Origin of the sequence: uncultured Paracoccus sp., from assembly GCF_947487305.1 — a bacterium.
Classification (GTDB): domain Bacteria; phylum Pseudomonadota; class Alphaproteobacteria; order Rhodobacterales; family Rhodobacteraceae; genus Paracoccus.
This window is the reverse complement of the sequence record NZ_CANKWH010000012.1, coordinates 1-11,636: the sequence shown is the minus strand read 5'-3', so window position 1 is coordinate 11,636 and position 11,636 is coordinate 1. Positions and strand designations below refer to the sequence as shown.

General features: G+C 65.2%; 9 protein-coding genes and 1 pseudogene. 4 read left to right on the top strand and 6 right to left on the bottom strand.

Annotation, left to right across the window (positions count from 1 at the left end; translation table 11 throughout):
- Positions 1–4: 4 nt before the first annotated feature.
- On the bottom strand, positions 5–514 hold the full coding sequence (mraZ, locus tag Q1A36_RS14405; RefSeq protein WP_299845448.1) for a division/cell wall cluster transcriptional repressor MraZ: 510 nt from the start codon (positions 512–514) through the stop codon (positions 5–7).
- A gap of 603 nt (positions 515–1,117) precedes the next feature.
- Complete coding sequence (locus tag Q1A36_RS14400) at positions 1,118–2,428, bottom strand: FAD-binding oxidoreductase (protein WP_299845445.1); 1,311 nt, start codon at positions 2,426–2,428, stop codon at positions 1,118–1,120.
- 245 nt (positions 2,429–2,673) lie between these two features.
- Here Q1A36_RS14400 and Q1A36_RS14395 point away from each other — a divergent pair, with 245 nt between their 5' ends.
- Positions 2,674–3,354 carry a hydrolase gene (locus Q1A36_RS14395; RefSeq protein WP_299845442.1) on the top strand — a complete coding sequence of 227 codons (681 nt, stop codon included), beginning with the start codon at positions 2,674–2,676 and terminating at the stop codon, positions 3,352–3,354.
- A 69-nt stretch (positions 3,355–3,423) separates the two neighbouring features.
- Here the strand turns inward: Q1A36_RS14395 and Q1A36_RS14390 are convergent, their stop codons facing one another.
- From Q1A36_RS14390 to Q1A36_RS14380, 3 genes are all read right to left on the bottom strand, one after another.
- Complete coding sequence (locus Q1A36_RS14390; RefSeq protein WP_299845439.1) at positions 3,424–4,785, bottom strand: glutamine synthetase family protein; 1,362 nt, start codon at positions 4,783–4,785, stop codon at positions 3,424–3,426.
- Positions 4,786–4,921: 136 nt separating this feature from the next.
- Positions 4,922–5,620, bottom strand: coding sequence for a type 1 glutamine amidotransferase (locus tag Q1A36_RS14385; protein WP_101752412.1), 699 nt, complete (start codon positions 5,618–5,620; stop codon positions 4,922–4,924).
- A gap of 87 nt (positions 5,621–5,707) precedes the next feature.
- A complete protein-coding gene (locus tag Q1A36_RS14380) occupies positions 5,708–6,676 on the bottom strand; it encodes a threonine dehydratase (protein ID WP_299845434.1) in 969 nt (322 codons plus the stop codon).
- 116 nt (positions 6,677–6,792) lie between these two features.
- Here Q1A36_RS14380 and Q1A36_RS14375 point away from each other — a divergent pair, with 116 nt between their 5' ends.
- Positions 6,793–7,920, top strand: a complete 1,128-nt coding sequence (locus tag Q1A36_RS14375) for an aminotransferase class V-fold PLP-dependent enzyme (protein WP_299845431.1) — start codon at positions 6,793–6,795, stop codon at positions 7,918–7,920.
- Positions 7,921–7,930: 10 nt separating this feature from the next.
- Here Q1A36_RS14375 and Q1A36_RS14370 read toward each other — a convergent pair whose 3' ends face one another.
- Positions 7,931–10,432, bottom strand: coding sequence for a cation:proton antiporter (locus Q1A36_RS14370; protein WP_299845429.1), 2,502 nt, complete (start codon positions 10,430–10,432; stop codon positions 7,931–7,933).
- 314 nt (positions 10,433–10,746) lie between these two features.
- Here Q1A36_RS14370 and Q1A36_RS14365 point away from each other — a divergent pair.
- A pseudogene (locus Q1A36_RS14365) lies at positions 10,747–11,007 on the top strand (transposase); the annotation flags it as partial.
- 150 nt (positions 11,008–11,157) lie between these two features.
- Positions 11,158–11,636 (top strand): transposase (locus tag Q1A36_RS14360; RefSeq protein WP_299845426.1); only part of this gene is annotated, 479 nt, incomplete at its 3' end.

Below are 11,636 nucleotides of genomic sequence, written 5' to 3'. Positions count from 1 at the left end.
GGCTTTACCCCTCGTCCCGCGCCAGCGGCGGCGGCAACAGGGACAGCGGATCGGCGCCGGGCTCGAAATCGGGTATCCGCGCCTCGAGCGCCTCGGCCTCTTCGGCATAGGTCTCGGGCGTCCACAGCTTCAGATATTCGCCCGAGGCGATGAAGAAGGCGCGGTCGGCAAGGCCGATCTTCTCGCGCAGCTTCAGCGGCAGCAACAGCCGCCCGTCATTGTCGATCTCGGCCTCTTCGGCAAAGCCGTTCATCGTCGCTTCCAGCACCCCACGCTCGGGGCTGCCGCGCGGCATCCGGTCGATCTGGCGGTCGATATCCTCGATCGCCTCGATGGTATAAAGCTGCAAATGGGTCTGTTTGCTGGAGCCGTAGACGATGACCAGTTGCGGGCGACCGCCGGCCTGCCAGTCCGGATCGCACTGCTCGAAGACCCGACGGAACTTGGCCGGAATCGAAACGCGGCCTTTCGCGTCGACCTTGACCTCTTCCGAGCCTCTGAACCTGCGCGCCACCGGGGCCTGCTCCTTACCTCACCGTCCGCTCTTCCGGTCTCCCGAAAGAGAAAGGGCGGATCGAGCCGCTGCCACTGCTCGATCCGCCGCCCTCGTTCCCATTCCTGGGCCCCGATTTTCGGGGTTGGCCTTTCCCTTGCGCGCCACCTGGGGGAGGTGCTGCTCGCGCGCCGGGTCGGCGATATTGGAAAACGGGTGCCTGTATGAAGCCTGCTTCGCCTTCCGGGGTCTTGATGCCCCTTCACTGCCCGTCTTCGTGAGTTAGTTGTGACATGGGATTATATGGGACGCAATGGAAATTTGCGGGTAGTCTTGGGTCATGACCACCTCGATCGCATCGAACGAGGCAAGAACACTACGGATGGCAGCCGTTGTCGAGCATAATTATTGCGCGCATTTGTGGCAAACACACTACATTTAGTGCAGACTGATCGGTCTGAAAAAAGTGGCGCAAAATCCCAGCCAGATCCAGATGTCGTGCGCCAGCGTGGCTCTACACGGAAAATACTGGCAGAATCACGCCAGATCACAGGGCGGTGATTCGGATTTCGGGGTCCAGTGGGGCAAATTCCCAGAACCCGGTCGCTTTCCGGTCAGAGTGGGTCAGAATCCCAAACGGTCCCGCAACGCATACCAGCTCATCCCCGCCACGAGCAGCGGGCTTCGCAGCATGGCGCCGCCGGGGAAGTTGTGGCTGGGCACCGCGGACATGGCATCAAAGCCCGCCGCCTGCCCAGCCACGGCATCGGCCATCAGCTTGCCCGCCAGCGTCGCCAGCGCCACGCCATGGCCGGAATAACCGCTGGCCGACAGCGCGTTCAGCGCCGGCCGGGTGAAATAGGGCATCCGGTTCATCGTGATCGCCAGCGTGCCGCCCCAGCCATGGGTCAGGGCGACATCCTTGAGACCCGGATAGACCGACAAGAGATGCGGCCGCACCTTGGCGCGGATGTCCCTGGGAAAGCGATAGCCGACCGATTCCCCGCCACCAAAGATCAGCCGCCTGTCCTCGCTGAGCCGCCAGTAATTCACCACGAATTTGGTGTCGGCAACGGCGATGTTCTCGGCGAGCACCTCGGCGGCGCGGTCCCCCAGCGGCTCGGTTGCAACGATGTAATTGTTGATCGGCATGACCCGGCGTGCCACCGGGGCACTGAGCCGGCCAAGATAGCCATTGCCGGCATAGATGACCTGATCGCAGATCACCCGCCCGGTATCGCAGCGCACGATGGTCTTGCCCGTCGCCTCGCGCGCGTGCTCGACCTGATGGACATGGCTGTTCTCGTAGAGGCGCGCCCCCGCATCGCGGGCCAGCCGCGCCATACCGATGGCGAGGTTCAGCGGGTGCAGATGCCCTGCCCCGCGATCCAGATCGCCGCCGATATAGGCGTATGAGGGCACCAGCGCGCGGAAGGCGTCGCGGTTCAGCGGCTGCACCTTGTCATAGTCGTAATGCCGCGCCAGATGCTCGGCCAGCTTGCGGGCATGGGCGACCTCGTCGGCGCTGCGGCAGGCATGGGCCACGCCGTCATGCACCGGCACATCCGCCGCCCAGGCCAGACCGCGCGTCAGCGCCTTGGCCTCTTCGGCCAGATCCCACAGCCGCCGCGCCTGATCGCGACCGAGGTTCTTCTCCAGCCAGTCAACCTCCTGCCGCTGGCCCGATCCCAATTGCCCGCCATTGCGGCCCGATGCGCCAAAGCCCACGCGATGCGCCTCGACCAGCGCCACGTCCAGACCCGCCTGCACCAGATGCAGCGCTGCCGAAAGGCCGGTATAGCCGCCGCCGATCACCGCCACATCCGCCCGCGTCTCACCCTTCAGCTGCGGGAACGGGTCCAGAGGATCACGGGTCTCGGCATAGAGGCTCGCCGGGTATTCCCCGCGCCGGTCATTGACATAAAGCAGGTCCATGGCCGCCTCCGCTTGCCCGGCCCTTCCCCGGACCGTTTCGCCTTTCTGCCAGAGCCCGGTGCAAAGCTCTAGGCCCCCGGCATTGGCAGATTGCACCTGTCAATCCAGCCGTAGGAACCCCAGCGTTCCATTTTATCGAACATATCTTCAATTGTTCGTTCTGATTTTCGAACTATCTTTCGATCATCGGCAGAGAAGACCCGAAAGGACCCTGCCCCCAACCAAAACGACTGAAAGGAAATGCCATGAGTGCTCCTGCCAATTTCAACGGCGCCAAGCCGGTCATCAATCCCGATGATGCGGTGCTGCTGCTGATCGACCACCAGAGCGGGCTGTTCCAGACCGTGAACGACATGCCGATGACGACGCTGCGCCGCCATGCCGGGGCCCTGGCCTCGATCGCGACGCTGGCGAATATCCCGGTCATCACCACCGCCTCGGTGCCGCAGGGCCCGAACGGCCCGCTGATCCCCGAGATCCACCAGAACGCGCCCCATGCGGTTTATGTCGCCCGTCGTGGCGAGATCAACGCCTGGGACAACCCGGCTTTCGTGAAGGCAGTCGAGGCCACCGGCCGCAAGACCCTGATCATCGCCGGCACCATCACCAGCGTTTGCATGGCCTTCCCCGCCATCAGCGCCATCGCCGAGGGTTACAAGGTCTTCGTGGTGATCGACGCCTCGGGCACCTATTCGAAGATGGCCGAGGAAATCACGCTCGCCCGCGTGGTTCAGGCCGGTGCGGTGCCGATGGATACGGCCGCCGTCGCCTCGGAAATCCAGAAGACCTGGCACCGCGACGACGCCGAGAAATGGGCCGAGATCTATACCCAGATCTTCCCCGAATACCGGCTGCTGATCGAGAGCTATGCCAAGGCCCGCGAAGTCGAGCACGAGGGCGAAGAGCTGGATTCGGCCAAGGGCTGAGCCGGACAGACAGACAGGAAAGGGGGCGCATTGCGCCCCCTTTTTTCATGCCCGGTCTTCACCAGAACCCTAGACATTAAGCAACAGATGTTCCCGTTCCCAGGGCGAGATCACCTGCAGGAATTCCTTGTATTCGTTGCGCTTCACCGACTCGTAGACCGAGACGAATTCGTCGCCCAACACGCCGCGCATCGGTTCGCTGTCGACCATGATGTCCAGCGCGTCGCCAAGCGTCAGCGGCAGTTCGTCCTCGGACATATAGGCGTCGCCCAGGCATTCGGCGCGCGGGTTCTCGGCCTCGATCAGGCCCAGATAGCCGCAGGCCAGCGATGCGGCGATGCCGAGATAGGGGTTGCAATCCATCCCCGCCAGCCGGTTCTCGATCCGCCGCGCCTCGGGGCCCGAGATCGGCACGCGCAGGCCGGTGGTGCGGTTGTCGCGGCCCCATTCCAGGTTGATCGGTGCGGCGAAGTCGGGGACATAGCGGCGATAGCTGTTCACATAGGGCGCCAGCAGCGCCACCGCAGCGGGCAGGTGTTTCTGCATCCCGGCGATGAAATGCATGAATTCCGGCGTCTCGCGGCCGCGCTCGTCCGAGAAGATGTTCTGGCCGGTCTTCAGATCCACCACCGAGTGATGGATATGCATGGCGCTGCCCGGTTCGCCCTCGATGGGTTTGGCCATGAAGGTGGCAAAGCAGTCATGGCGCAGCGCGGCCTCCCGGATCAGCCGCTTGAAATAGAAGATCTCGTCGGCCAGCGCCACCGGATCGCCGTGGTTCAGGTTGATCTCGATCTGCCCGGCCCCGCCTTCCTGCAGGATGCCGTCGATCTCGAAACCCTGCGCTTCGGCGAAATCATAGATGTCGTCGATGACCTTGCCATATTCGTCCACCGCCGACATGGAATAGGCCTGCTTGGCCGCCGCCCGCCGGCCCGAGCGTCCCATCGGCGGGATGATCGGCTGGTTCGGGTCGATGTTGCGGGCGACGAGAAAGAATTCCATCTCGGGTGCGACGATGGGTTTCCAGCCCTTTTCCTCATAGAGGCTGACCACCCGCTTCAGCACGTTGCGCGGGGCGACCGGCACCGGCTTGCCGGCCTGGTCGAACACGTCATGGATCACCTGCACGGTATAATCCGCCGTCCAGGGCGCGGCGGTCGCCGTGCTGAAATCCGGCGTCAGGATCATGTCGGGTTCGGTGAAGGCGCCGGTCGGGTTATCGGCCCATTCGCCGGTGATCGTCTGCAGGAAGATCGAGTTCGGCAGGAAGAACTTGTCCTGCCGGGCGAATTTCGAGGCCGGCATTGCCTTGCCCCGGGCGACCCCGGCAATGTCGGCGACGATGCATTCCACCTCGTCCAGCCGGATGTCCTTGATATAGTCCTGCGCGGCGTTCGGGATGCGCGCGATCCATTCGGGTTGGGTCATGTTTCCTCGAGCGCGCGGGCCGGCGCGGGATGCGGGCCGGTCAGCGCGTTTGCGACGCCGGCAGGGTCAGCCGGCGACCTGTTTTGCCCGGCCGGGATACCGGACCGGGCTTCCGCGAGAGTCGCGCGACATGGCGTCATGCAGCACCGCGGGCGGCGCTGCGGGGTTGCTTGAAGAAGGCCTCGATGCGGTCGGCCAGCCCGGCATTGTCATTCTGCTGCCCCATCCGCGCCTCGGCGGCGTCCAGCAGCTCCTGCGCCACCTTGCCCTTGGCGCGATGCTCGATCAGGCCACGGATGAAGGTATCGTCGAATTCGGGATGGGCCTGCACGGTATAGGCGCGATCGCCATAGACCAGCGCCGCATTCTCGCAGAAGGCATTGCGACCGACGATCTCGGCCCCTTCGGGCAGGCTGACCACCTGATCCTGATGCCAGGCGTTCAGCGTGACCTTTTCGCCCTCGAAATCGTAATCCTGCGCCCCCACGGCCCAGCCATCGGGGTTCTTGATGACTTTGCCGCCAAGCGCCTGCGCGATGATCTGGTGCCCAAAGCAGACGCCGACCATCGGCACGCCCTCGGCATAGGCGCGGCGGATGAAATCCTCGAGCGGCGGGATGAAGGCGTGATCCTCGTAGGCGCCGTGACGCGAGCCGGTCAGCAGCCAGCCATCGGCGTCATGGATGGTCGCGGGAAACTGCATCTCCTCGACATGGAAGGTGCGGAAGTCAAAGCCGCGATCGGCCAGCAGCTTCACGAACATGTCGGGGTAATCCCCGAGCGAGGCTTTCAGAACGTCCGGGGACTGACCGCATTGAAGAATGCCGATGCGCATGGTTGGGCCTGCAGATGAACAATTCCTGTAACCTATGCCCGTCCCCCCCTTTGCCGCAAGGGGGGCCGCAGCGGGTGACGGAACGGCTTATGGGCTCGGCGTCTCGCCCGACAGCAGCTGCGCCGCCTTGGCGCTGTCGATATTCCCGCCCGAGAGGATCACCGCCACCCGTTTTCCCTTTTGCCGGTCGGCTTCCGCCATCAGCGCGGCCAAGGCCGCCGCCCCTGCCCCTTCGGCGATGTTATGGGTGTCACTGAACAGCACCCGCGCCGCTTCGGCGATCTGAGCATCGCTGACCGCCACGATCCGCGACGCACCCTTGCCATAGATCGCCAGCGCCTCGGCCACCGGCACCCGCACCGCCATGCCATCGGCGAAGGTGGTGGCGCTCAGCGTCTCGATCACTTCCCCGGCCTCGACCGACAGCTTCGCCCCGGCCGCGCCTTCGGCCACCACGCCGACCACCTCGGTTGCCAACCCCAGCGCATCGCGGGCCGCGATCACCCCGCAAATGCCCGAGCCGCATCCGATGGGCACATAGACCGCATCGAGCGGCGGGGCGTCGTTGAACATCTCGAAACCATAGGTAGCGACGCCCCGCACCAGTTCGAGGTGGAAGGGCGGCACCGGGAACAGGCCCTCGGCCTCGGCGGCAGCCATGGCAGCCAAGCGCGCCTCGTCGAAATCGTCGCCATGTTCGCGCAGCTCGGCCCCGTAGGCCCGCATCGCGGCGTTCTTCTCGGGCGAGTTGCCCCGCGGCACATAGATGACAGCGCGCAGACCCGCCGCCGTCGCCGCGCGCGACTGGCTCTGGCCGTGATTGCCGCGCGTGGCGGTGATGACACCGGGACAATCGGGCTGGGTCCGCCGCAGCCAGTCGATCAGGGTGATGCCGCCCCGCACCTTGAAGGCGCCGGTGGGCAGGTGGTTCTCGTGCTTGACCCAGACCTCCGCGCCGATCCGCGCCGACAGCTGCGGCCAGTGATGGGTCGGCGTTGCCGGCACCTGCGCGTGAACCAGCGCGGCGGCCTCTTCCAATTCCCTGCGATCGAACATGGCACCCCCTTTGTCGCGGGCCACGCTAGCCAGCCCGCTTCTGCACCGCAAGGCGGACTGGTCGGCCCGACCGGGCCGCGCTAACCTGCGCGCAACCCTGACGGAAAGGACCCGCCATGCCCGGACTGCGCCCCGAGATCGACCCCGATGGATTGCAGGAATTCTCGGTCGTCTTCACCGACCGTTCGCTGAACCACATGTCGCAGAAGTTCCAGCGCGTCATGCGCGGGCTGAACGACACGCTGAAAGGCGTCTACAAGGCCGAGGCCGTGGCCATCGTTCCGGGCGGTGGCACCTATGCGATGGAATCGGTGGCCCGGCAATTCGCCCGTGGCGGCCATGCGCTGATCGTCCGCAATGGCTGGTTCAGCTATCGCTGGACGCAGATCTTCGAGGCAGGCGGCTTTGCCGGGGAAACCACCGTGGTCAACGCCCGCCCTGCCGGCGACGAGCCGAAGCCCGCCTATGCGCCCCCGCCCATCGAGGAGGTGGTGGCCCGCATCCGCGAGGCGCGGCCCGATGCGGTCTTTGCGCCGCATGTGGAAACCTCGGCCGGGCTGATCCTGCCCGACGATTACATCACCGCCATGGCGGCGGCGGCGCATGAGGTCGGCGCGCTGATGGTGCTCGACTGCATCGCCTCGGGCGCGATCTGGGTCGACATGGCGGCAACCGGCGTCGATGTGCTGATCTCGGCCCCGCAGAAGGGCTGGTCCTCGACGCCCGCCGCAGGGCTGGTGATGTTCTCGGCCGAGGGCGCGCGGCGGCTGGCCGAGAGCGAAAGCGACAGTTTTGCCCTCGACCTGAAGAAATGGCGCGCGATCATGAAGGCTTACGAGGAAGGCGGCCACGCCTATCACGCCACCATGCCGACCGACTCGCTGGTGGCGCTGCACGCTGCCATGGCCGAGACCGAGGCGCTGGGGTTCGAGGCGGCACGGGCGGCGCAATGGCACCTGGGCGACAGCGTGCGTGAGATGCTGGCCGAAAAGGGCATCCGTTCGGTGGCGGCACAAGGGTTCGGCGCGCCCGGCGTGGTGGTCAGCTATACCGACGATCCCGAGATCAAGACCGGCAAGAAATTCGCCGCCGAGGGGTTGCAGATCGCCGCCGGCGTGCCGCTGCAGGTGGGAGAAGGCGATGGCTTCTCGACCTTCCGGATTGGCCTTTTCGGCCTCGACAAGCTGAAGGATGTCGAAGGCACGCTGGCGCGGCTGAAGCCGGCGATGGAGAAGCTGCTCTGAGGCCCGGGGCTCAGAGCGCCACATCCAGTGCGTCGGGATCGACGCCGCGCTTTACCGCAGCGTCGCGCACGACCTGACGCAGGGCCGGGCTGCGCTTCAACAGCTTGCGAAAGCGCTCCTCGTCCAGCTTCAACAGGGTCGAGGGCACGATGGCCTTCACCTCGGTCCGCAGCGGGTTCTTCATCAACAGGAACATCTGTCCGAACATCTCGCCCCGGCCAAGTCGATGGCGGACGCCCGCCGTCTCGGCCTCGACCGCGCCCGAGGAGATGAAATAGACCGCGCGCTCATGCGCATCCTTGCTCTGGATCACCTGCCCCGGCGCGGCATAGCGGGTCAGAAGCGCCCGCGAAAGCGGCTTCAGCGTGGCATCATCCAGCCCGGCAAAGGCCGGCAGGCGACGGACCAGTTCCAGCTTCTGCACCGCAAGGTCGAGATGCGGGCGGGCCTCGGAACTGGCGCGGCGATTGGCGATACCCTGATTGAGCGACAGGTGCAGTTCATCCCCGATCAGCCCGTCCTCGTAGAAAGATTCGTATTCGCGTTCCTCCAGCCTCAGCGCGGTGCGGCGGATCAGCCGGCGTTCCAGCTCCTCGGCGAATTCGGGGAATTGCAGCCGCAACCCCTCCAGCGTCTGCTCGACCTCTTCCATGCGACGTTCCAGCATCTCGTGCAGCAGGTCCGAGACCCGGCGGCCATGGATGCGGCGAATGCGGCGGTCGATGAATCCATGCAGTTCCGACAGGATCTGGCGCTGCGCGATCAGTTCCTCGAAGCCGTTCGCGGTCATCCGCTCCAGCCCCCGCGACAGGCCAAGGCGATTGTGGAGCGTCATCGCCACGCGGAAGCGCATCCCCGGCCGCAACCAATCGCGCGCGGCCCGGGCATAGCCCAAGCGCCCGCCGGTGCGCGCGCCCTCCATCACCCGATCGGCCTGGGCCAGCACCGTTTCCAGAATACGGGCGGAGATCTCGCGCTCGCGGAAAGCCTTCAGTACCAGGTCGCGCTCGGCCCCGGCCAGCGCGATCAGGCCAAGCGTCACCCGGTCGCGGTCCAGGATGGCCTCGGATTCCTCGGCCTTTGACACGGCCTCATCCAGACGCTGTGCAAATCGTTTTGCCTCGGATCGCACAGTCTCGCGGGTCAGGCGGAAGCCCTCGGCGGTCTGGGCGATATCCTCGCGCACCTGCTGCAGCGCGACGGCAACCACCTGGTTGGACAGCGCGCTGTCCAAGGGCGACAGCTTGCTGAGCCCCAGCCGGCGGATGACCCGCCGCAAGGTGGTCCCCTGAACGAAGAGAGTGAAGAGGGTGAAGCCTGTGGCGAGGATACCGACCTGCCGCTTGATGTCGGGATCGACGCGGAAATTCTCGGTCACGGCCAGCGCCAGCGCCAGCGTTACCGCGCCCCTGAGGCCACCCCACAGGATCGCCACGCGATAGGGGCGCTGCACCTCGGGCGAGAGCCTAAGCCGGGTCAGGATCGGCAGCACGCCCCACAGGATCACCGCGCGGGCCACGAAGGCCGCAACGATGACCACGCCGATCAGGAGCAGGTCATTCAGCCGCGCGTCGCCCAGCAAACGCGGGATCAGCAGCGCGGCAAGGATGAAGATCAGCGCCCCGGCCCAATGCGCCAGCGCCGCCCAGATCTGCCGCAGATTGGCCCAGATCGCCGGCGACATCCGGCCCGGCCCGAGGAAGTTCAGCGTCATGGCCGAGACCACCACCGCGATCACGCCCGAGGCATAGCCGCTTTGTTCGGCGGCGATGAAGGCCAGATAGGGCAAGGCGATCGACAGCGAGATGACCGCCAGTTCGTGCTCGGCCACCATGGCCATGACCGCGGCGGCAACCCGCGCCGCCAGCCAGCCGATCAGCGCGCCGCCCAGCATCAGCACCGGCAGGCGCAAGAGCGCCGAGCCGATGGTCGGGTCGGTCTCGCCGGTCATCACCAGCCCCATGAACAGCGAGAAAAGCGCGATCGCGGCGGCGTCGTTCAACAGGCTCTCGCCCTCGATGATCCGTGCAAGCCGTCGGGGTGCCGCCAGCGAGCGGAAGATGGCGACCACGGCCGAGGGGTCGGTGGTCGAGACGATGGCGCCGATCAGGAAGGCCGCCGCGAAGGGCATGGCCCCGGTCCAGCTCAGCGCCATGCCGACGAAGAAGGTGGCGATCAGCACCGCAACGACAGCGAGGACAAGGATCGGCACCCAGTCATCGGCCATGCGGCGCAGGTTCATCTCGATCACCGCCTGAAAGATCAGCGTCGGCAGGAAGATATACAGGAAGACGTTACTGCGGATCGGCAGCATCAGGATTGCCGCCGCCTGCTGGTTGAAGGCATCGGTCAGCTCGGTCCTGAGCAGGAACCCTGCCCCGGTGGCGATGATGACCCCGATCAGCGCCAGCACAACGCTGAAGGGCAGACGCAGGCGAATGGCCAGCGGTTCGGAAAGACCAATGACCAGGAACAGCGACGCAATGATTGTCGTGATAACAACGATATCCATGCTGTTCTCTTACGCATCGTCAGGCTTTGAGGAAATGACATTCTGCTGATCGCCGGAAGGCAGATCATCAATACCGCCTGCAAAGGCAGAGACCGACGCTGAGAGCCCGCGGACTGCGGACCGCCCCAGAACCTGAAGGTCCGACGGTATTTCGGGGTCGGATGCCATCGGACTTGCCATCCTCACCATTTGCGCGAGATCGGCCAGGGTTCATGCCGGCAGGTTGCTTCCGGGTAGGTCGGGGGCTTGCATTGGCCTGTTTGAACTGATGCGGGTGTGCCGAAGGCTCCAACTGCTGAACAGGATAGAGTATCATGAGCAAGACCACGAACAAGTTTTCCCCTGAAGTGCGCGAACGCGCTGTGCGGTTGGTCCTCGACAATGAGGGTCAGCATGGATCGCGGTTTCAGGCCATCGTGTCGATCGCGGCGAAGATCGACTGTTCGGCCAATACGCTGAATGACTGGGGCAAGAAGGCCGAGGTCGACAGCGGCTGGCGCGCCGGCGTCTCGACCGATATGGCCGCGAAGCTGAAGGCCCTGGAGCGCGAGAACCGCGAACTGCGGCAAGCCAATGTGGATCTGTCCCGGTTCCGTTCCGGTCGGGTGCTCATGTTAGGCTGGATGCTGTCCCTGGGCGTGGTGTAGGTTCTGGCTGAGGTTGTCACCTGCGTTGTTCCGGTAGGGTCTGGTTGCTGACACCAACCTGGACCGGAGATTCTACCGATGACCACCGACATGATGAAGCTGCGCGACCTCGTCGAGAAGACCCCCGATGCCGATCTGCTGCGCGAGATGATCGGGTTTGCCGCCGAGCGGCCGATGGAGCTGGAGGTCGGCGCCGTGACGGGCGCGGCCTATGGAGAGAAGGCGCCGGAACGACGGGCGCAGCGCAATGGTTACCGTGACAGGGACTGGGAGACACGCGCCGGAACGGTCGAGCTGCGGATTCCGAAGCTGCGGAAGGGGAGCTACGTCCCCGGTTTCCTCGAACCCCGGCGGATGGCGGAGAAAGCACTGACGGCGGTGATCCAGGAGGCCTATGTCCAAGGCATCTCGACGCGGTCCGTTGATGATTTGGTCAAGGCCATGGGCATGTCGGGGATCAGCAAGAGCCAGGTTTCGCGGCTCTGCGAAGAGATCGACGGCAAGGTGAAGGCGTTTCTGAACCGGCCCCTCGAAGGCGATTGGCCCTATCTCTGGAT

What these genes read in the sequence shown, in the direction of transcription:
- Q1A36_RS14385 (WP_101752412.1), bottom strand. Translation starts at nt 5,620, where the DNA reads ATGCGCATCGGCATTCTTCAATGCGGTCAGTCCCCGGACGTTCTGAAA.
- Q1A36_RS14390 (WP_299845439.1), bottom strand. Translation starts at nt 4,785, where the DNA reads ATGACCCAACCCGAATGGATCGCGCGCATCCCGAACGCCGCGCAGGAC.
- Q1A36_RS14380 (WP_299845434.1), bottom strand. Translation starts at nt 6,676, where the DNA reads ATGTTCGATCGCAGGGAATTGGAAGAGGCCGCCGCGCTGGTTCACGCG.
- Q1A36_RS14370 (WP_299845429.1), bottom strand. Translation starts at nt 10,432, where the DNA reads ATGGATATCGTTGTTATCACGACAATCATTGCGTCGCTGTTCCTGGTC.
- Q1A36_RS14375 (WP_299845431.1), top strand. Translation starts at nt 6,793, where the DNA reads ATGCCCGGACTGCGCCCCGAGATCGACCCCGATGGATTGCAGGAATTC.
- Q1A36_RS14395 (WP_299845442.1), top strand. Translation starts at nt 2,674, where the DNA reads ATGAGTGCTCCTGCCAATTTCAACGGCGCCAAGCCGGTCATCAATCCC.
- Q1A36_RS14400 (WP_299845445.1), bottom strand. Translation starts at nt 2,428, where the DNA reads ATGGACCTGCTTTATGTCAATGACCGGCGCGGGGAATACCCGGCGAGC.